Consider the following 19,911-nt stretch of genomic DNA (forward strand, 5'->3'; position numbering starts at 1 on the left):
GCTACGGCACACGTACAATGGCCAATGCTCCATCCGGTCGCACGACAACTCCCCATCGTTGCGGCAAATCCCGCGGGACAGGATTCAGACCCATGACCTTCCGGCACGTGCTCGCCATCGTGTGGCAACGACGCGTCCTCGCCCTCGCGACAGCACTGCTGGTGTTCCTCGCCGCGCTGCTGTACTCGCGACTCGCGCCCGTCACCTACGCGGCGACGGCGCAGCTCCGCTACAGCCCCGCGGCGACGTCGACCCTGGCCGGGAGCACCGGCTACGGATCCATCGCCCTGGACGTCGACCCCGACTACGTCACCGGGCCCGAGATCGCCGAAGCGGCCGCGAAATCGCTCACCGGCGACAGTGCCGCCGCCGTCCAGGCGTCCATCACGACCGAACTCGTCGAAGGCGTCCGCTCCAGCAAGCTGAACGTGACCGCCACCGGCACGACGGCCGAGCAGGCGAAGGACCGGGCGAACGCCGTGGCGAAGGCCTACACCGACCACCTGGCCGCCCAGGTGACCGCCGGGGAGGAGAGCCTCCGCACGCAACTGACGACGCAGCAGAAGGCGCAGACGGACGCACTCAGCGCCCTGAACAAGAACGCCGACGACCGGCTCGCGCAGCAGCGCTTCAACGACGCCAGTGCGCAGATCACCCAGTTGCAGACGCAGATCACCTCCATCGAGAGCGCCGGCGCGCCGGCGAGCATCCTGCAACAGGCCACGAACGGCACCGCACAGGGCGTGTCCCTGCTCACGCTCCTGCTGGTCGGGCTGGTGAGCGGTGTCATCGCCGGTGCCGGCATCGCGCTCATCCGCGAGCAGTTCGACGACCGGCTGCGCACGATCGACGACGTCAACGAGGCCATCGGCGGGCCCATCATCGCCGACATCGCCAAGGTCTCGCGCCAGGAGCTCGCGGTGCATCCGCTGCCCGCGGCCTCGCGCGTCCCGACGCCGTTCAACGAGAGCGTCCGGACGCTTCGCACCTCGCTGCAGGTCGTCTTCCCGCAGCGGCACGCGCTCTTCGCTTTGACGAGTTCCGAGCCGGGCGAGGGCAAGACCTTCCTCAGCGCCAACCTGGCCGTCTCGTTCGCCCACGCCGGCCGCAGCGTGATCCTCGTCGAGGCCGACCTGCGTCGCCCGCGGGTCGGCACGTACTTCAACCTCCCCGACGCCGCACCCGGGTTCGCCGATGCGCTGGAGCTCGATCGCGACGGGGCGGCCATCGCCCGGACCCTCGTCGGCACCGGGTTCCCCAACCTGCGCATCCTGCCCGCGGGCAGCAGCAGGCAGGAGCCCGCCGACCTCCTCGCGGGCGATTCTCTCGGCACGGTGCTCGGCCGGTTGCGCGACATGGCCGACATCGTCATCCTCGACACGCCTCCAGGGCTGGCGCTCGCCGACGCCGCCATCGTCGGCGGCGAGACCGACGGGGTCATCGTCGTGGCGTCCCTGGGCCGCACGACCGGGACGGCCCTCAAGGGAACGCTTCAGACACTGCGAGCGAACCGTGCCGAGGTGATCGGGGTCGTCGCCAACAAGTCCCGCCGGGCGAACGTGAAGAGCTACGGGGGGTACTACACGGAGGATCCGACGGCACCGGCGGGCGGCTCCGGGTCGGCCGCCGAGACCCCGCTGCCCGTGCCCGGGTCCCCCGCGTCCGCCGACCCCCTCGATGGTGAGGCGGGCGACGGCGCCCGCGTCGCTCCCGCTGCCGGGGAGCCGCTGGACGGGCACCCGGCCGACGGCGCGCCCACGCGCGACGCGCAGCCGGAGGGGCAGGCGCTCGACACGCCCCCCGCCCGGCCGTTCACCTCACGCCGGCACCACTGACGCCCGCCCGGCGCAGCACGTCGTCCATCGCCGCGACCCGGACGCTCCAGTCCTGGGCGTCGAACGGACCGACCTGTCCGGGAGGCGAGGCGATGAGGTCCGCGATCGCGCCGGGCAGGGTCTCGCGCGGCGCCACGGCCACCCCGGCGACGCCGTCCAGCTCGCGAAATCCCGCAACGGGGGTGGACGCGATCGGCCTGCCGATGGCCTGATACTCGTAGAGCTTGATCGGATCGAGGCTCTCGGTGAAGTCGTTCACCACGTGCGGCACGACGAGCACGTCCGCATGCTGCAGATAGCCGGGGATCGCCGTGTGCGGCCTCGGCCCGAGCAGGACGACCCCCGCGGTTTCCCGGAGGCGCCTCGTGTGGGCGGTCGACAGCGCGTCGGGCCCGACGAACACGAGCGTCCCGCCGAGGCTCGCCAGACGCGTCCCGATGGCGACGCCGAGGTCGACGTCGAGCCGGTCCTCGTGCAGCGTGCCGACGTACAACGCCGTCGGCGCCGCCGGCAGGTCGTCGGGCCGCGGCTGCGGCCGCCGGTACCAGGCGACGTCCACCCCGTTCTGGATCAGCTCCACCGGCCGGATGGGCGACTTCGTCGCCAGCAGCCCCGTCGAGCACACGACGACGACGGTGCACTCCCGCATCAACCGGCCCTCGTTGGCCACGATCCGGTCGTGTTCGCGCGGCGACCGGTCCGCCTCCACCCAGTCGTCGGTGATGTCGTAGATCGCCGGCCACCCCGTGCCCGCGAGATGCGCCCAGTTCGGGTCGTTCACCCACAGCACGGGCCGCTCCATCCGGAGCCGGCGCGCCGCCCGCCGGACGCTCGCCGCCAGCATCCTGTCGGCGAGGGGACCGGCCACGCGGGGCAGCAGCTTCGTGGGCTGCAGCGCGTACAGCCGTCCGTCGTACCCGTCGAGACGACGCAACCCTCGTCCGAGGCGCGGCCGCACCCTGCGCCTCGCGGCGTGGAGCGGATCGGCGGGCGGCTCGACGAGGAGGACGCGCAGGTCGGGATCGCCGCGCAGCAGTCCGTCGAGGAGGTACTGGTTGCGCCGCCACACGTCGTCCCAGGACTCCAGCGAGCAGACGATGAGGTCACGGCTCATCGCGCAGGGCCTGTCGCCGCCCGTCCTCGCCCGGCGCGGGGCGCGGTGAGGTAGAAGCGCAGCCTCCACCGCGCGTCGTCGCGCGCCTCGCCCGATGCCAGGACGCTGCGGACGGCCGCCCCCGCGACCGTCGCCGCACGGTAGACGATCTCCCCTGCGGCGCCGAAATGCTTGTGGATGTAGGCGAGCTGGGACGTATGGAACAGTCGCGAGCGAACCTGCGAGTCGGAACTCGTGCCCGCACCGACGTGCGTGCCGACGACGGCCGGCACGTAGCCCGTGCGCCAGCCGCGCGCCACGGCCCGCCGTTGCCAGTCCGTCTCCTCGGCGTACAGGAAGAACCGCTCGTCGAACCCGCCGACGTCCCGCAGGGCGTCGCCCTTCAGCAACAGGATCGACCCGATCACGAAGCCGTGACGGCGATCGAGCCGTCCCAGTCCCAGCGCCACGAGCCAGGCCCCCAGCGGACTGGGGAAGGGCCATACGACCCGGTCGGGGGTGCCCGAATCCGGTGCGGTCTGCCGCGGGGCGACGCAGGCGAGGCGCGAGTCGGCGTGCAGTTCGCGCTCCAGGGCGCCGACGGCGTCGGCGGCGATGGTCGCGTCGGGGTTCAGCAGCAGGACGTCGGCCGCGCCGCGACCGCGCTCGGCCAGCGAGCGGAGGGCGATGTTGACCGCCGCCGCGAACCCCAGGTTCGCGCCGGGATCGACGTAGTGGGCGCCGAACTCCTCCGCAAGGGCGCAGGTGTCCGGATCGGACGAGTTGTCCACGATCGTGATCGGGAAGCCGGCGAGCGGGGCGAGGGCGGCGCGCAACGGATCGGGCGACCCGTACGCGACGACGACCACCTCGGGGTCGGGCAGGTCACCCTGCGGGGGCTCCTCCGCGGCGAGGACCTCGTCGTAGAAGGCACGGTGCCGCTCCCCGATCGCCGCCCAACTGTACTGCCGGCAGTGCTCCAGCCCGGCCGCCCGCAACGCGGCCCACCGCGCCGGATCGGCGACCTCCGTGAGCGCCCGGCCGATGGCGTCCGGATCGCCGGGCGGGACGAGGATCCCGGCGTCGCCCACCACCTCGGGCAGGGCACCGCTCGCGCTGGAGATCACCGGCACCCCGGAGGCCATCGCCTCGACGACGACACGGCCGAACTGCTCCAGCCATCCCTTCGTCGGCAGCGACGGGACGACCAGAACGTCCAACTCCCGGTAGAAGGCGGGCAATTGCGCGCCAAGATGACCACGGAAGTCCACCCGCCCCGCGATGCCCAGCTCATCGGCCAGGGCGGTCAGGGCGTCCCGCTCGGGACCGTCGCCGGCGACCTCCAGGGTGCAGTCGGGAGTGCGGGCGATCGCGCGCAGCAGGACGTCCACACCCTTGTACGTCTCGAGCCTGCCCGCGTACCCCACCTTCAGCGGCGTGCGCGGAGCGTCGTGGGCACCCGGGGTGAAGACGTCCAGGTCGGTCCCCAGCCCGATCAGCTTCGGCTGCGCCCGCAGCCCCTTGTCCTGCAGGATCCGGCCGGCCTCGACGTTGCACACGTAGGCGTTCGCGGCCCGGCGCAGCGCCCACCGCTCGGTCCAGCGGATCGGGATCGGATACCGCTTGGGGATGTTCTGCGCCGCGTACATCACGACCGGAGCCGTCACGCCCCGCAGCCGCATCAGCGCGAGGACCTCGGCCGTCTGCGTGGCACACGGCTCCTCGTGCAGGTCGATGAGATCCCAGTGCTCCCCGAGCAGCCGCCACAGCGGCCGCGGGTCGAACAGGAAGCCGTTGGGATGCGTGCCGAGCGTGCCGACCCCCACGACGAAGTCGTCGTCGCCCGGGTCGAGGTCGATGTCGGCTCCGCCCTCGTTCCACCTCGTCGCCGACACCATCGTCAGGTCGACCCCGCGCCGCACCAGTTCCCGCTCGCGCTCGCGCCAGGCGCTCACCACGCCGTGGTGCGCGGCCCGCAGCACCCGCAGCGGCCGTCCGGCTCCCGCAGCCACCTCGTCCACCTGCCGCCCCCCTCAGCTTCGGTCTGCGGCAAGACTATGCTGGCCAGACTGAAGATGGCATCCGGACGGAGGGGTCGAATCATGACTCACGGGCCGACGTCCACGCTCGCCGCGCAGGGTGAGGCGCTGCCCGTCGCCCGGAATCGGCTGCCGTCGCTCATGTTCGTCTGCACGGCCAACAGATGCCGATCACCCCTCGCGGAGGCCCTGGCCCGCCGCATGCTGGCCAGGCACGGCCGAGCCGCGGGCGTGTCGTCCTCGGGCCTGCTCCAGGACGGGATGCCGACACCCGACACGGGCGTCGCGGTCGCCGCCGAATACGGACTGGACCTCACCGGTCATCGCAGCCGGCGCTTCCGGGAGTCGCTGCTCCCGCCCGACGCACTGATCCTGACCATGACGCGCGCGCAGGCGCGCGAGATCGTGGCGGCCTGGCCCGGCTTGTGGCCGCGGGTGTTCACCCTGAAGGGCTTCACCGAACTGGCGAGTGACGCCTCCGCCCCGCGACGCGCGGATTTCCTCGACTGGATCGACGCCGTGGGCTCGGGGCGGCAGCGGTCGTCGCTGCTCGGCAACGGCACCCCCGACGAGGTCCGCGACCCGATGGGCCGGCCGGCCACCGTCTGGCGCGAGGTGATCGAGGACCTGGGCCGTGAGCTCGACGCGCTCCTCGCCCTCGCCTCGCCCCTGCTGCCCGCCGCACCCGTCGACGACGGGACCGGACCCGGGGCGCCCGGATGACCCGCCTGCGTCCCGTCGCGGTGCGGAGCCGGTGGCGGACGGGCCGGCTTCGGCTCGGCGACATCGCCGCCGTCGCGATGGCCGTGGGCCTGCTGCTGCTGGTGGCCGCCGGCCTCGGGTTCGCGACCGCCGAGTTCGGGGAACTGGCCATCGTCGCCGCCATCGGCATCCTCGCCGTCGGCCTCGCATCCACCGACATCGCCCTCCTGCCGGTCCTGGCGTTCCCGGCGATCCTGCTCCCGATGCGTGCCGGGCCGCTCAGCGTGACCGACCTCGTCCTGATCGCCGCGACGCTCCCCGCGTTCCTTCTGTACCGGCGCGACGAGGCCAAGCCGCTCCAGCCCCTTCTGTGGCTCGGCATCGCCTACCAGGCGATGCTCGTCCCGACGCTCCTGCTGAACCCGTATCTGTCGAACCTCGTCGAATGGGGTCACGAGCTGTTCATGGTGATCGGCTCGCTTCTCGTCGGCTGGGTCGTCGGCCGGCGCGGGTATGCCGGCGCCGCGCTCAAGCTCTACGTGGGGGCCTGCTCGCTCATCGGCATCGCCGCCTTCGTCGTCGGCGCCCTGATGCTCGTCCGGGAGGGATCCTTCGGGCCGGTCTACCTGTGGATCTTCCACAAGAACTTCACCGGCGACACGCTGGCCTTCGCGTTCCTCATCGCGTTCCTCCGCCCGGACTGGCTCGGCTGGAGCAAGCGCTTCGCCTACATCTCCCTCGTCGCCTGCGGCCTCGGCATCGCGGCGTCGGGCGCGCGCCAGGCCATGGTGTCCGTCGCCGTGACGGTCGTCCTGATGGCGCTGCGGGGCAAGGAAGGCGGGGGCGGCCGGGGGCGGATCCTGCTGCTCGCGCTCATCCCCGGCATGTGGTTCGTGCTGAACTCGCTGTCGGACCAGCTCGAGGCCTACGCCGAGGGAGACCGCTTCAACTCGGCCGCGCAGCGCCTCGAATGGTTCGGCCAGTCGCTCGACATCTGGGCCGAATCACCGGTGTTCGGCGTGGGGCTGCGCTGGTGGTACACCGACCGGTTCTCCGGCGCGGGATTCCAGCCCCCCAACGCGATCTTCGAGATGCTGTCGTCGGCCGGTGTCGTCGGGACGATCGGCTTCCTCGTCCTCATGGGCGGCGGGCTCTGGTTCCTGCTCACGATCGACCCGCGCTACGGGAACCTCGCGGCGGCCATGCTGCTGGCGCGCTTCGTCCAGGGCCAGTTGGATCTGTACTGGCTGGCCGGGCTCTCCTCCCTGCCGTGGATGATGGCCGGGCTGGTCATCGGAGTGCAGGCACTGCACCGGCACGGCCCGGCGTCCGCGCGGTCGTCACCGGTGGGACAAGCACTTTCACCTCCCTGACGGGCACTCGCCCACCGCACCTCCGTCCGGTCCGGCCCGACGCCGGCGTCGGCAGATCTTTCGGTCCGGACACCTCGCCGGGCGGCTCGATCCGGGTTTACTATCGCCGCGTCGCGTCACTCGGCGCGGCGTCGACGGTCGGCCCAAGGGGGGACGGTGCCGGAAACGCGAGTCGCACTCATCACAGGCATCACGGGGCAGGACGGCGGGCACCTGGCCGGCCTTCTGCACGGCAAGGGGTACGAGGTCGTGGGGCTCATCCGCGGCCAGAACAACCCGCGGCGGCCCGCCCTGCTCGAGGCGCATCCCTTCGTCCGCCTCGTCGAGGGCGACGTGACCGACCCGGTGTCGCTGGCCCGGGTCGTCGACCACGCCGACCCGACCGAGATCTACCACATGGCTGCGCTGAGCCACGTGGGCTACTCGTTCGCGAACCCCACGCTGACCATGTCCGTCACCGGGCAGGGGACGCTCAACGTGCTGGAGGCCGTGCGCCTCACCGGCCGCACCGACAAGACCCGCATCTACCAGGCGTCCAGTTCGGAGATGTTCGGCGGCCTCGACTACAACCGGCCGGGCCTCGGCTACGACGAGGACTCCCGCTTCCACCCCCGCAGCCCGTACGGCGTCGCGAAGCTGTACGCGCACTGGATCGCCCGGAACTACCGGGAGAGCTACGGGATGTTCGTCTCCTGCGGGATCGCGTTCAACCACGAGGGCGAGAACCGCGGGGAGGAGTTCGTCACGCGCAAGATCTCGAAGGCGGTGGCGCGCATCCACCTCGGCCTGCAGGACAGGGTGCGGCTCGGGGCGCTGTGGCCGAAGCGTGACTGGGGATACGCCGGCGACTACGTCGAAGGCATGTGGCGGATGCTCCAGCACTCCGAACCCGGCGACTTCGTGCTCGCCTCCGGCGTCACCCATTCCATCGAGGACTTCCTCACCGCCGCGTTCGCCCGGATCGGCGTCGAGGACTGGCGCCCGTACGTCGAGCACGACGAGGCGCTGCTGCGGCCCGCCGAGGTGGACATCCTGCTCGGCAACCCCGCGAAGGCCCACAGCGTGCTCGGATGGGAGCGACGCGTCGACTTCGAGGGACTGGTGGACCTCATGGTCGCCGCCGACCTCGACCGCGAGCGCAGGGCGCACCCCGAGGCGGCCCGGTGACGCGACCGGGCGGCGGCACCGTCACGGTGACGGGTGCGAGCGGGTTCGTCGGCGCACATGTCGTGGAGCTGCTGCACGAGCGCGGGCTCGAGGTCGTCGGCGTCGTCGACCAGGACGATCCCGCCGGCGAAGCCGACGACCTGGTGATCGCCGACCTCGCGGCGGGTTTCCCGGCCGAGGCCCTGAGCGACGTCGTCATCCACCTCGCGGGCCTGACCGCCGTCGGCCCGTCCTTCGCGGAGCCCCAGCGCTACCTGGAGTCCAACAGCGCCATGGTCACCCACCTGTGCGAGACCGTCCTGTCCTCCGGTCGGCCGGTCCGCACGCTCGTCGCGGGCAGTGCGGCGGTGTACGGGGGTGCGTCCGGCGACACGCCGCTCGACGAGTCGGCCCCGCTGCGGCCCGCCTCGCCGTACGCCGTGAGCAAGGTGCTCGTCGAGTACCAGGTCGGCTACTACCGCACCCGCGGCCTGGACGCCGTCGTGATGAGGCCCTTCGGCAGCCTCGGCCCCGGGCAGGGCACGGGATTCCTCGTCCCCGACCTCACCGCCAAGGTGCAGGCGCTGGCGCCCGGGGAGCCGCTGCCCACCGGCCCGCTGGACATGGAGCGCGACTACACCGACGTGCGGGACGTCGCGCGGGCCTATGTGGAGGTCGCGCTCGCCGAGCGTCCGGCCCACGACGTGTACAACGTGGCCTCGGGGCGGGCCGTCGCGGTCCACGACATCCTGGCCCTCGTCTGCGCGTCGCTGGGACGTCCCGTGCCCGCCCTCGCCATCGACCCCGCCCGCGCGCGGGCAGCAGATCCCAGCCGCGTCGTCGGGGACGCGTCCCGGCTGCGGCGCGAGTTCGGCTGGACACCCCGGATCCCGCTCGCGACCTCGATCACGGACTATCACGAAGGCTTGGAGCAGGCATGACCGGTGTCATCGTCCACGAGTGGATCGAGCCGCTCGGAGGGGCGGAAAGGGTCGCCGACCGGATCTCGGGCCTCTATCCCGACGCCCCCATCGTCACGCTGTGGAACGACGCGCCGGAGCGCTTCGCCGCGGGGCGCGTGGCCGAGAGCTGGCTGGCGCGCACGCCGCTGCGACACCACAAGGCGCTCGCCCTGCCGCTCATGCCCGCGACGTGGCGGCATCTCGGCCGCAGCGACGCGTCGTGGGTTCTCGCCTTCTCGCACCTGTTCAGCCACCATGTGCGGTTCTCGGGCCCGGCGCGCGGCGCGCGCAAGCTCGTGTACTGCTACACGCCGGCCCGGTACATCTGGAATCCGGAGTCGGACGTCCGCGGCCAGGGCGTCGCGCAACGCATCGCGTCGCCCGGGCTGCGCGTCCTCGACAGGGCGCGTGCGCAGGAGGCCGACTCGATCGCGGTCGTGAGCCACTTCGTCCGCGAGCGTGTCGAGCGGTACTGGCACCGCGACGCCGTCGTCATCAATCCGCCGGTCGCCGTGGCGTCCTTCGCCCGGCACGGCGGGCTCACCGCGGCCGAGGAGGACGTCCTGGCAGCGCTCCCGGACACGTTCCTGCTGGGCGCGTCCCGATTCGTCGCGTACAAGCGGCTGGATCTCGTCATCGCGGCGGGCCGGGCCGCGGACGTCCCGGTCGTGCTGGCCGGCGACGGTCCCGAGCGCGCCCACCTGGAGGAGCTGGCGGCCGGGCATCCGGGGCTGGTCCACTTCGTGCCGCGCCCGTCCGACGCCCTGCTGCGGGCCTTGTACCAGGCGTGCCTGGCGTACGTGTTCCCGCCCGTCGAGGACTTCGGGATCATGCCGTTGGAGGCGATGGCGGCGGGGGCGCCGGTCATCGCCCGGCGACAGGGAGGCGCGGCCGAGACCGTCCTCGACAAAGTGACGGGCGCCCTCGTGGACGACTTCTCCGGAGCCGAGGTGCGGGAGGCGCTGGAGCGTGCGGGGACCGCGGCGCCCGCCGCGCTGGCGGCCCGTGCGGCGGAGTTCGACGAGACCGTGTTCGACGCGCGGATCCGGGCCTGGCTGGGCCCTGACGCCTGAACGACCGACAGCCGCGCTGTTGCCCGACCGTGGCGGGGTGCGGTTCGATGAAGATGTCCGGCGGGAGGGCCGCCGATGTCTGGGGGGGACACACATGGGGATCGAACACGGGCCTGCGCCCATCGCGACGTGGCGTGACCGGTGGAGCGGACAACCGGGCGGCGTCGTCGTCCTCGATCTGGGCGAACAGCCGCCGTCGGATCTGTTCCCGTTGCCCTCCGACCCGTTGCCGGACCCGGCGTATCCGACCCGGATGGTCATGAGCTCCGTGAGCGGGCTGCTGCAACTGGAGGACGATCCGACGACGCCGGAGGAGCCGATCGGGGTCGAGCCCGCGGCTCTCGTCCGGCAGGCCGAGCTGTGCGTGGACGATGCCGAGGCGGCCGGGTTCGTGATCCCGGGCACGCGCGTCCTGGAGTACCCGAGTCCGCATGGCGGCTCGTGGGCCCGGCAGTTGGCCCGCCGCGACATGGTCGAGGTCGCCGCGGGCGAGGCCGAGCTCCTGGTCGACGTGCACGGCATGATGCACGACGCGGACCAGCATGCGGGGTTCACCGAGCGGCTGAGCCACATGGGGCCTGACAGCGTCCTGCTGATGATGATCCACAACGTGACGTCGATCGTCCGCAACGGCATGTGGAACGCCTTGAAGAACGGGCATTTCGCGTACTATTCGGCGCCGTCGCTGGTGCGTATGGCCCGCGAGATCGGCCTCGTGGGCGTGGGGGCGTGGGAGTACGCGCTCTACGGCAACGGGACCACGATGCTGGCGTTCGCGCGGGCCGGCAGCCGCTGGGGCGGCGAGGCGGCATCGGTGACCGACCTGGTCGCGAAGGAGACCGCCGAGGGCGTCACCGACCCGCAGTGGGTCGCGTCCCTGGGCCGGTCGCTGGAGACGTCGGTGGCCGCGATCCGCGCGTACCTGGCGAACACCCGGGCCGCGGGCCTGAAGGTCGGCGGGTACGGTGCCGCGTCGCGCACGTCGGCGCTGCTGTGCTCGGCCGAGGTCACGACGGACGACGTCACGGTGATCGCCGATGCGGCCCCGGGCAAGCACGGCCGGACGATGCCGCGCAACCGCATCCCCATCGTCTCGCCGGCCGACCTCGTCGCCTCCCGGCCCGACCGGGTGCTGCTGTTCGTCCCCGATCTGTTGCCCGAGGTGCGTGCGGCGTACCCCGAGATCGAGGCCGGCGGCGGGAGGTGGGTCGTCATGGACCCGACTCCCCGCGAGGTCCCGCCCGCGAGCTGATCCGCACGCGCGGCGCCCGCGACCGGTTCGCGGCGGCGGCCGTCAGTCGACGCCGAGGAACTCCTTGTAGGCGGCCCAGGACATCCCGGCACGATCGCGCTCGCTCACGATGGTGATGGGTGCCGGCCAGCGGATCCCGAGCTCCGGGTCGTCGTAGGCGACGGTGATGTCCTCGTCGGGACCGTAGAAGTCGTCGATCTTGTAGCAGAAGTCCGTGACGGCGGTGAGCGCCTGGTACCCGTGGAGGAAGCCGCGGGGGATGAAGACCTGCCGGGCGGTCTGGTCGTCCAGCACGAACGTCCGCACCTCGCCGAACGTGGGCGATCCCACCCGGGTGTCGACCGTGACGTCCAGCACCGCGCCGTGCGCGCACCGCACGAGCTTGGCTTCGCCCTTGTTGATGCGCCCGTGCATGCCCCGGACGACGCCCTGGTAGGAGCGCGACTGGTTCTCCTGTTTGAAGCCCGTCGCGTCGATGCCCGCCTGGGCGGCGTAGTCCACGTCGTAGGTGCGGGTGAAGTACCCGCGCTCGTCCCGGTGCGGCGTGGGCTCGAAGACGACCAGCCCCTCGATGTCCGTCTCGATGATCTTCATGGGCCCACCCTAGTTCTCGTGCACCGGGGCCGTTTCGTGAGTCCGTCGTCCCGACAGGCCGCGCCGAGCGCTCTGAAACCACCGGATTTCGGCGAGTTTCCGGCAGCTTGGGAGCGCTCGGCGGGCCCGGTGGTGTCCGAAGGCGGGAGGCGGGAGGCGGGAGGCGAGGTCAGCACGGCCAGGTGTCGTGCCTAGGGACGCAGCCCCTCCAGCAGGGTTGCCATCTCGGCGATCTCGGCGGTCTGGGCGGTGACGATCGCACGGGCGAGGCGCACGACGTCCTCGTTCTCCCCCGAGGCGATGACGGCCTCCGCCATCGTGATCGCACCCTGGTGATGCGCTGTCATCAGGTCGAGGAACCGCCGGTCGAAGGCCGTGCCGCTGCGGGAGGAGAGGTCGCTCATCGCCTCGGCCTGGGTCATGCCGTCCATCTCCATGCCGCCGTGGTCCATGCCGCCGTGGTCGGTGTCGGCGCCGGTCGGCTCGCCCCAGGCCGTCAGCCAGCCGGTCATACGTTCGATCTCCGGTCCCTGAGCGGCCTTGATGCGCTCGGCCAGCGCCGTGACCTCCGGTGTGGATGCCTTCTCCACGGCCAGGTCGGCCATCTCGATCGCGCCCTCGTGGTGGACGATCATCATCTGGGTGAACTCGGTGTCGGCCGCGTTGTGGGCCGCCGCGACCGTTGAGGTGGCGGACGCCGGCGGGGTGTCCGCGGTCGGCGCGGCGCAGGCCGTGAGGACGAGAGCGAGGGCCCCCGCCCCGAGGGTGAGGGCGCGGCGGATCCGTGACGTCATGGCACTCCTGTCGATGTCGCCGGCTCCGGTGAACTGCGAGCCGGACCGCCAGCGTGTCCGGACCGGATCAGGATCCGGCGGGGATTCGGTCAAGACGCGGTCAAGAAACCGCGGCTTCGGATCGGAGGTCCCTTGCGGGCAAGGCGTCCGCGCGTACGACTGGTCACAGCGGGGCGGAGGCGCCGTGAGACGTCGGGAGCGTCAAAGTGAAGGTGGATCCACGGCCCGGCCCGGGGCTGGCGGCCGTCAGATCGCCGCCGTGAGCCTCGGCGATCGCCCGGGCGATGGTGAGCCCGATGCCGGACCCGGCCGCGTCCCCGGCCCGGGCGGTGTCCCCGCGGTAGAAACGCTCGAAGACGTGGGGCACCTGCTCGGCCGCCATGCCCTCGCCGGAGTCCGCGACGGCCACGGTGGCGACCCGGCCCGGCCCGCGATGCCCGGTGACGGTCACGCGACCGCCCGCCGGGGTATGCCGCAACGCGTTGGCGAGCAGGTTGCCGAGCACCTGCGCGATCCGCTGCGGATCGGCCCACACGTCCACGTCGGGGACGTCCTGGGCGAGCCCGACCGACGCGGCGGCGTACCCGGTGCGCACCTGGTCGAGCGCCTCGCTCACGAGACCGGCCAGGGACTGCGCGCTCGGATCCAGCGCGATGCGGCCCTCCTCGGCGCGGGAGACATCGTCGAGGTCGCGGGCCAGACGGGTCAACCGCTCGGCCTGCCGCTCCAGGACCCGCCGGGTGGAGTCGTCCCACGGGATCACGCCGTCGGCGAGCCCCTCGAGATGGGCGTCGAGGGTCGCGATCGGGGTGCGTAGCTCGTGCGCCAGGTCGGACAGCAGCCGGCGACGCGTGTCCTCCACGCTGCCGAGCCGGCGAGCCATCTCGTTGAACGTGTCGCCGAGCGCGGACAGCTCGGGTCCGGCATCGGTGACGGGCACCTGGGCGGTGTAGTCGCCGGTGCTGATCCTGCGGGCGGCGGCGGTGAGGGTGTCGAGGGGGCCCCGGATGCGGCGGGTGAGGTACCACGTCACGGCCAGCGCCAGGGCGAGCGCGACGAGCAGCCCGACGCCGAGCGAGACGGCCCCCGCGCTGGCGAACGCCTCCTCGATGTGGGGGATCGCGGGCGCGTCCGGCGCCTGACCCGACTCGACCAGGTGGGCGTGGAACAGGGGCGGGCCGATGATCGCCGCCACCAGTGCCGCGGTCAGCACGCCGGCGACCAGGGCCACCGCCTGCGAGACGAAGAGCCGCGTCCCCAGCCGCCAGCCCGAGACGGACGTCCGGTCGCCGTTCATCCCTTGCCCATCCGGTAGCCGACGCCCCGCACGGTCAGGACGTAGCGCGGATCGTTCGGGTCGTCGCCGAGTTTGCGGCGCAGGTTGGCGATGTGGACGTCGACGACGTGGTCGTCGCCGAGCCAGTCCGCGTCCCACACCCGGTCGATGATCTGGCGGCGGCTGAGGGCGACCTTCGGAAGGCCCGAGATCACGTCGAGGATGTCGAACTCCGTCCGGGTCAGGTGCACCGGCTCCTGGCCGATCCAGACCTCACGACCGGCGGCGTCGATCCGCAGGTCGCCGAACACCCGCGGCGGCTCGATCTCTGTGGCCGCCGCCGCCGCGCGGCGGGGACGCCGCAGGACGGCCTGGACACGGGCGACGAGTTCTCGGGTGCTGAACGGCTTGGTGATGTAGTCGTCGGCGCCGACGGACAGCCCGATGAGCCTGTCCACCTCGTCGCCGCGGGCGGTGAGCATCAGCACGTAGCAGTCGGAGAAGGTGCGGACCTGGCGGCAGACCTCGATCCCGTCCAGCCCGGGCAGGCCGAGGTCGAGGACGATCACATCGGGGTCGAGCGTCCGGGCGCTCGTCACCCCGTCCGGACCGGTGTGCTCCAGTGTCACGTCGTATCCGGCCCGCTCGAGATAGGACGCGACAACGTTCGCGAGCGCCACCTCGTCCTCGACGAGCAGGATGCGTTCCTTCGTGATGTCGTGGTGCGCCATGCCCGCCAGTATCGCGCCGAGCCCCATCGGGCCGGTCCCGCGACCGTGTCCCTCTCGGCGCGTCTTGATCGCTTCTTGACCCGTTCTGAACGGTCACCGGATCGCGCGCGGGCACGCTGGCGACGTGACCGAACCCCGCCGCGCCGACCGAGCCGTGCCCGCGATAACGCTGATCACCTCACCGGGGTGCCACCTCTGCGATGACGCCCACCGGGTGCTCGCAACGCTCGCCGACGAGCGACGGATCGTCCTCGGGACGGTCGATGCCGAGTCGCCGGAGGGAGAGACCGTCGTCGCCGCCCACCGCCCGTCCGTCTTCCCGCTGGTGTTGCTGGACGGGGCCTACTTCAGCGCCGGACGCCTGCCTCGGCGCAAGCTCGCCGCCGCCCTCGGTCTGGACAGGTCGGTGGCCTGATGGGGGCCGGTCTGCTCTCGGCCGGGAGCATCCTGGCGGCCTTTCTGGCCGGCGGGGTGGCGCTGTTCGCGCCCTGCTGCATCGTCTTCCTCGCCCCGAGCTACCTCGCTGCCGCGGTGAAGAACCGGCGGTGGCGGCTGCTTCCGCTCACCTTCGTCTTCACCGCCGGGCTGGGGCTGGTGCTCGTCCCGATCACGCTCGGGGTGAGCCTGCTCGCCGGGGCGATCGCCAAGTACCACACCGTCCTGTACTGGGCGGGCGGCCTGTTGATGATCGGCCTGGGAGTCCTGTCCCTCTCGGGACGGATGTGGTCGATGCCGTCGATGCTGCGCGCCCCCGACACCGGCCGGGCCGACACTGCGACGTTCTTCAGCCTCGGGGTGTTCTCCGGCATCGCGTCCAGTTGCTGCGCGCCGGTGCTGGCGGGGGTGATGACGCTGTCGGCGATGTCGGGCTCGCCCCTCGGCGGGTTCGCGCTCGGCCTGGCGTACGTCTTCGGGATGGTGCTGCCGCTGTTCGTGATGGCGCTGCTGTGGGACCGGCTGCCCAAGGGACGCCCCCGGCTCGGCGCCCGGCCCGTCCGGTTCGGCGTGGGTGGTCGCGTCGTCCACACGAACACCGTGAACCTCGCCGTCGCGATCGGCTTCGCGATCATGGGCGTCGCCGTCATCTCCCAGGCGAGTTCCACGAACATGACCGGCGGCGACAGCCCGCTGGTGCCTGTCGGTGAAGGACTCGCCGCCGCGTTCGAGGGCCTGCTGGCGTGGACCGCGCCGGTCCCCGAGCCCGTGGTCGGCCTCGGTCTGCTGGCCCTGGCCACCGTCTTCGTCGTCGTCAGCCTCCGCGACCGCCGGCGGCCGACCGTCCCGCCTGCGGCCGAGCCCGAGGCCGCGGCTCCTTCCGAGAACTGCCACTGAGGATCGCCCATGACCCACAAGACCCGTCCGCCCCACCGGAGCCGCCGTGCGCAGTTCCGCGAGGAACGACGGCAGCATGCCCGGACGAGGCGCCGCCGCCGCCTGCTCGCCGTCGCCGGAGGGCTGGTCGCCGTTGCGCTCGTCGTCGTCGGGCTGTGGTCGGCCGTCCCCAGCGGCGGCGACACGGCCACCGCGGCGCCCGACTTCACGCTGCCCACCACCGAGGGCGGTTCCGTCACGCTCAGCTCGCTGCGCGGGTCCCCGGTCATCCTCTATTTCAACGAGGGCGCCGGTTGCGGCTCGTGCACCGTCCAGATGGCCGAGATCGAGAAGAACCCCGGCTTCGCCGCCGCCGGCATCACCGTGCTGCCGATCGTGATGAACAGTGCCGAGGAGATCCTGCCCGACCTGAAGACCTATGGCGTCACGACGCCGTACCTGCTGGACGACGGGACGGTGTCGGCGGCGTACAACGTGCTCGGCAAGGGCATGCACGAGGGTCTTCCCGGGCACGGCTTCGTCCTCGTCGACGCCGATGGCGTCCAGCGCTGGTACGGAAACTACCCGTCCATGTGGCTCGACCCGGCCGACCTTCTCGCCGAGTCGACCTCACGGCTGGGATCGTGATCCGCCTGGCGCCCTGACCCATCTGGTTCCCGTCAGCGGCTGCGTTCAGCCGTTGACGAGGCTGGACCGCTCCCAGCGCCGTTCAGGCGCGGTGCTGAGGCGGAACGTAGAGGCGTTCGAGCGGGATCTCCTCCCCGGTGGGGGTGTCGACGATACGGATACCGAGCTCGTCACGGACGAGTTGAAGGTCGGACCCTACCGGCAGATCCCAGATGCCGATGAGCGCAGGCTCGATCGCACAGAGGTCGTTGAAGTCGACGATCCGCCAGTTGGCGGAGTTGTTGAGGTAGTCGCTGGTGTCGATATGGCTCATGACCTGCCATCCGTTGTCAGCGGGCGCCTTCGACGGGCGCCGCACCATCCACCGCACCTTGCCACGCCCCTCCAAGACATTGAGCGTGGCCAGACATGCGCCGGCTTTCGGGATGAACTCGATACCCGCGGGGGACACAGCAACTCCGATCTTCTCGCCGTAATGAACCGCATGCTACCCGTGGCAGGGCTCACTCCCGGGCCGACCCCGTGGTCAGTCCCGTGGGTGTGCCGCGTCGTACTCCTGCGCACGCCGGAGCAGATCAGCACGCCCCCACGGAAGATTGAAGAGGAAATCCCGCAGCGTCCGGTTGTAGTACCTGTTGACAATCACATCGAAATCAATATCAGGCCGCTCGAACACCACATCATAGAACGGAGCCAACTCCTCATCATCCGCGCTGATATCCTCCAACGCCTGGAGCGGAACCCCGGACCGCGCGGACCGCAGATTGATATCCGCCCCCCCATCGAGCAACCGCTTCAACAACGGCGCCTCCAACACGAAATCATGCTTCTTACGCCCAGCGAACAAGACATGCAACGCGTTGACATTGTCACTCCTGATCACCGCCGACGCATCGGCACCATCATCCAACAACCGGTTGGCGATCCTCACCCGATCAACCATGCCCGAGTTCATCAAAGCCCCATGCAGCGCCGTCGTACCACCCGGCTCCCGATACTCGACAGCCAACTTGGCATCGTACTGCTCCATGAACCGCTCAAACGTATCACTCTCGGCGGAATACCAAGGATTCCACGCCATCACCATGTCCTGCCTCACTTCCCGGTCGCTACCTCGTCGTCGTGTGCTTGGTTCCGCCCTGGGTCTTCGACGCGGTAGTTCTTCGGATTGCGATACCTCTCCAGGAACTGCTCTGTCGAGATGCGTCCAGACAGATAGCGGTCGCGCAGATCGGAGTATTTCGCATTATCGAGATGACCCATGTCCCAGATCCCTTTTCGGGATTGCCCGGGCTCCCACTCGATGAGACGCCATTTTCCTTTGTCAGGGCCGAGGTCGACCAGGTCTGGGCCGTTGACATTGTCACGGACCCGGACCCACATCTGGTTCTCACCAGGGGTATCGAGGCGGAGCTTACCTTTCTTGATATCGGCGATCTGTTCGGCGCGGGACGCCTCCCACACCCCTTCGACCTGCTCGGGCGCGTAGGCAGGCCGGTAGTTCGCGTACGGCAACAGATCACCATTGGCATCGTACCCGTAGCTGCCGGGCACACCCTTGGCCTCCATGCCGTACTCGCTGAGGCCGCGGTTCTCCGCGACCCAGGAGTGGTTCGCCTCGTCCCACCGCATGACCCACCCACGGTCGCCGTTGATATTCTCCAGCAGCAACGGCCTGCCGTTGCGGTGATCGACCGGCTGACCCCACTCATTCTGCGGAGCGTCATCAAGCGCACGCTGGACATCCACCGGTTTGTACCGTGTCGGGGCTTCAACGGCTCGGACGGTCTCACGCACCGGGGCGGACGGATCATACGAACCTGCGCGCGACGAGGTCGGTGCCGTCCCCCGCGGAGCGGACGGCGATTCGTTCCCACCCTGCGCCTCGTCCGGGACGCCAGCCCCGTGAGTGCGCGTGTTCGGTTGGTCGAGCCGGATCGCGTCGGACACCGGGGTGTGGGCGGGAAGGGACACGTTCCTGGTCGCGGTGTCCACCACACCGGGCAGACCATTCGGGCGCGTCACGGGCTTCACCACATCGGCCAACGCCCGCCACCCACTCTTCACCCCACCCGCACCCAGATCGACGACACGCACCGCCCCGGCCACAAGATGAGAACCACCCGGCACCACGATCTCCCCCACCCGAACCGCGGTCCTCGCAACGAACCCCCCGATCCGAGTCCCGGTCACCACACCCTTCGCACTCCCCGCAGCAGCCCCCGCCCCGGGAATGAAGAACGTACCGATATTCGCAACCACCTCGGTCCCGGCAGCGACCCCGTCCGCCCGCCACTTGTTCCACCCGTCCTGCCCCGCCAGGAACGCCTGATGATCCCACCCGATCAGACTCCCCCACGCCGTCACCGCGACATCCATCCGGCCAGCGACAAACCCCCCGACAGGACCCTCCGTGTAGGCAAGAGACGACAACAACGGCGACGTGACGATCACCGTGGACAACGCGAAATCACCAACCCCCAGCCACGACCGGCCGGCAACACCCCAACTCCAGTCGCCACTCTCCGGATCACGGCCGATCAAGGACGCCGCGCCGGTCCAGGTCCCCTCCCAGAAGTTCCCGAGCCCGTGCCCGACAGACTCCGTGCAATTCCGGCTCTCCTCCACCGGCCGCCCCCACGACGACACATCCGGATTCGCATCCAACGCCGCAGCCGTGATCGCCTGCGCAGGGACAGCACACACCGTGGTCAACTCGGCCTGGATCGTGTTCGCACACGTCGCCGCCGCCGTCGACACCGACTCGATGATCCGGTTCAACTCGCCCAGCAACGACGCGTTCTTCTCCACCGCCGGTCCATGCTCGTTCCACGGGATCGTGGTGTACGCGTGCGGATCCATACTCGTCCCCGCCAACTGCTCCTGCCCATGGGCACCCGACTCCCAGTAGCTCGTGAACGTGAAGCTCCCGTACGCCTCAAGATTCGTCACCTGATACCCGGCGAGCGCCTCGGTCCGGAACGCGACCGCACGCTCCTCGAACTCGGCAAGAGTCGGCTTGATCCCATCCAACGCGGCCGCATACGTCTCAAGCGCAGCACCCACACGCGTCGTCACCCCG

At 70.9% G+C, this 19,911-nt stretch carries 19 protein-coding genes; 10 read left to right on the forward strand and 9 right to left on the reverse strand.

Going from position 1 to position 19,911, the window contains the following annotated elements:
• Positions 1-92 precede the first annotated feature (92 nt).
• Entirely contained in the window at positions 93-1,835 is a 1,743-nt protein-coding gene (locus G555_RS0103480) for a polysaccharide biosynthesis tyrosine autokinase (RefSeq protein WP_028707786.1), read from the forward strand.
• Here the strand turns inward: G555_RS0103480 and G555_RS17765 are convergent.
• Both G555_RS17765 and G555_RS21040 read right to left on the reverse strand, forming a co-directional pair.
• Positions 1,813-2,949: a glycosyltransferase gene (locus tag G555_RS17765; protein WP_051208368.1), complete on the reverse strand. Its 1,137-nt coding sequence runs from the start codon at positions 2,947-2,949 to the stop codon at positions 1,813-1,815. The two genes, G555_RS0103480 and G555_RS17765, sit on opposite strands and share 23 nt — an antisense overlap.
• Positions 2,946-4,940 carry a glycosyltransferase gene (locus G555_RS21040; protein ID WP_169337855.1) on the reverse strand — a complete coding sequence of 665 codons (1,995 nt, stop codon included), beginning with the start codon at positions 4,938-4,940 and terminating at the stop codon, positions 2,946-2,948. The genes G555_RS17765 and G555_RS21040 overlap by 4 nt, the downstream gene beginning before the upstream one ends.
• Before the next feature lie 90 nt (positions 4,941-5,030).
• Here G555_RS21040 and G555_RS21045 point away from each other — a divergent pair, with 90 nt between their 5' ends.
• From G555_RS21045 to G555_RS17780, 6 genes are all read left to right on the forward strand, one after another.
• Positions 5,031-5,690, forward strand: a complete 660-nt coding sequence (locus tag G555_RS21045) for an arsenate reductase/protein-tyrosine-phosphatase family protein (RefSeq protein WP_051208371.1) — start codon at positions 5,031-5,033, stop codon at positions 5,688-5,690.
• A complete protein-coding gene (locus G555_RS0103500; RefSeq protein WP_028707787.1) occupies positions 5,687-7,042 on the forward strand; it encodes an O-antigen ligase family protein in 1,356 nt (451 codons plus the stop codon). Before G555_RS21045 ends, G555_RS0103500 begins: the two co-directional genes overlap by 4 nt.
• Positions 7,043-7,198: 156 nt before the next feature.
• On the forward strand, positions 7,199-8,209 hold the full coding sequence (locus G555_RS0103505) for a GDP-mannose 4,6-dehydratase (RefSeq protein WP_028707788.1): 1,011 nt from the start codon (positions 7,199-7,201) through the stop codon (positions 8,207-8,209).
• Positions 8,206-9,129 carry an NAD-dependent epimerase/dehydratase family protein gene (locus G555_RS0103510; protein ID WP_028707789.1) on the forward strand — a complete coding sequence of 308 codons (924 nt, stop codon included), beginning with the start codon at positions 8,206-8,208 and terminating at the stop codon, positions 9,127-9,129. The genes G555_RS0103505 and G555_RS0103510 overlap by 4 nt, the downstream gene beginning before the upstream one ends.
• Positions 9,126-10,223 carry a glycosyltransferase gene (locus tag G555_RS0103515; protein WP_028707790.1) on the forward strand — a complete coding sequence of 366 codons (1,098 nt, stop codon included), beginning with the start codon at positions 9,126-9,128 and terminating at the stop codon, positions 10,221-10,223. Before G555_RS0103510 ends, G555_RS0103515 begins: the two co-directional genes overlap by 4 nt.
• Before the next feature lie 94 nt (positions 10,224-10,317).
• On the forward strand, positions 10,318-11,475 hold the full coding sequence (locus G555_RS17780; RefSeq protein WP_084634667.1) for a hypothetical protein: 1,158 nt from the start codon (positions 10,318-10,320) through the stop codon (positions 11,473-11,475).
• Positions 11,476-11,517: 42 nt separating this feature from the next.
• Here the strand turns inward: G555_RS17780 and rfbC are convergent, their stop codons facing one another.
• The 4 genes from rfbC to G555_RS0103540 form a co-directional block, all read right to left on the reverse strand.
• Positions 11,518-12,069 carry a dTDP-4-dehydrorhamnose 3,5-epimerase gene (rfbC, locus tag G555_RS0103525; RefSeq protein ID WP_028707791.1) on the reverse strand — a complete coding sequence of 184 codons (552 nt, stop codon included), beginning with the start codon at positions 12,067-12,069 and terminating at the stop codon, positions 11,518-11,520.
• A gap of 191 nt (positions 12,070-12,260) precedes the next feature.
• On the reverse strand, positions 12,261-12,863 hold the full coding sequence (locus G555_RS0103530; protein WP_028707792.1) for a DUF305 domain-containing protein: 603 nt from the start codon (positions 12,861-12,863) through the stop codon (positions 12,261-12,263).
• Positions 12,864-13,026: 163 nt separating this feature from the next.
• A complete protein-coding gene (locus G555_RS0103535; RefSeq protein ID WP_051208374.1) occupies positions 13,027-14,160 on the reverse strand; it encodes a sensor histidine kinase in 1,134 nt (377 codons plus the stop codon).
• Entirely contained in the window at positions 14,157-14,870 is a 714-nt protein-coding gene (locus G555_RS0103540) for a response regulator transcription factor (RefSeq protein ID WP_028707794.1), read from the reverse strand. The genes G555_RS0103535 and G555_RS0103540 overlap by 4 nt, the downstream gene beginning before the upstream one ends.
• 124 nt (positions 14,871-14,994) lie before the next feature.
• On the opposite strand from G555_RS0103540, the gene G555_RS0103545 reads away from it, so the two are divergent.
• From G555_RS0103545 to G555_RS0103555, 3 genes are read left to right on the forward strand one after another with little or no spacing between them, the layout of a single operon-like run.
• The gene (locus G555_RS0103545) at positions 14,995-15,285 is read left to right on the forward strand and encodes a glutaredoxin family protein (protein ID WP_211223164.1); all 291 of its coding nucleotides are present in this window, start codon (positions 14,995-14,997) and stop codon (positions 15,283-15,285) included.
• Entirely contained in the window at positions 15,285-16,202 is a 918-nt protein-coding gene (locus G555_RS17785) for a cytochrome c biogenesis CcdA family protein (RefSeq protein ID WP_036921023.1), read from the forward strand. The genes G555_RS0103545 and G555_RS17785 overlap by 1 nt, the downstream gene beginning before the upstream one ends.
• Before the next feature lie 9 nt (positions 16,203-16,211).
• Complete coding sequence (locus G555_RS0103555) at positions 16,212-16,829, forward strand: peroxiredoxin family protein (protein WP_028707796.1); 618 nt, start codon at positions 16,212-16,214, stop codon at positions 16,827-16,829.
• Positions 16,830-16,911: 82 nt separating this feature from the next.
• On the opposite strand, the gene G555_RS0103560 is transcribed toward G555_RS0103555, so the two are convergent.
• From G555_RS0103560 to G555_RS0103570, 3 genes are all read right to left on the reverse strand, one after another.
• Positions 16,912-17,280: a DUF2185 domain-containing protein gene (locus G555_RS0103560; protein ID WP_281168167.1), complete on the reverse strand. Its 369-nt coding sequence runs from the start codon at positions 17,278-17,280 to the stop codon at positions 16,912-16,914.
• A 75-nt stretch (positions 17,281-17,355) separates the two neighbouring features.
• Positions 17,356-17,928, reverse strand: a complete 573-nt coding sequence (locus G555_RS0103565; RefSeq protein ID WP_028707798.1) for an ankyrin repeat domain-containing protein — start codon at positions 17,926-17,928, stop codon at positions 17,356-17,358.
• On the reverse strand, positions 17,925-19,911 hold a 1,987-nt coding region (locus tag G555_RS0103570; RefSeq protein WP_211223165.1), incomplete at its 5' end, for an HNH/ENDO VII family nuclease. The genes G555_RS0103565 and G555_RS0103570, both read right to left, overlap by 4 nt.

Source organism: Propionicicella superfundia DSM 22317 (assembly GCF_000423465.1).
Lineage (GTDB): Bacteria > Actinomycetota > Actinomycetes > Propionibacteriales > Propionibacteriaceae > Propionicicella > Propionicicella superfundia.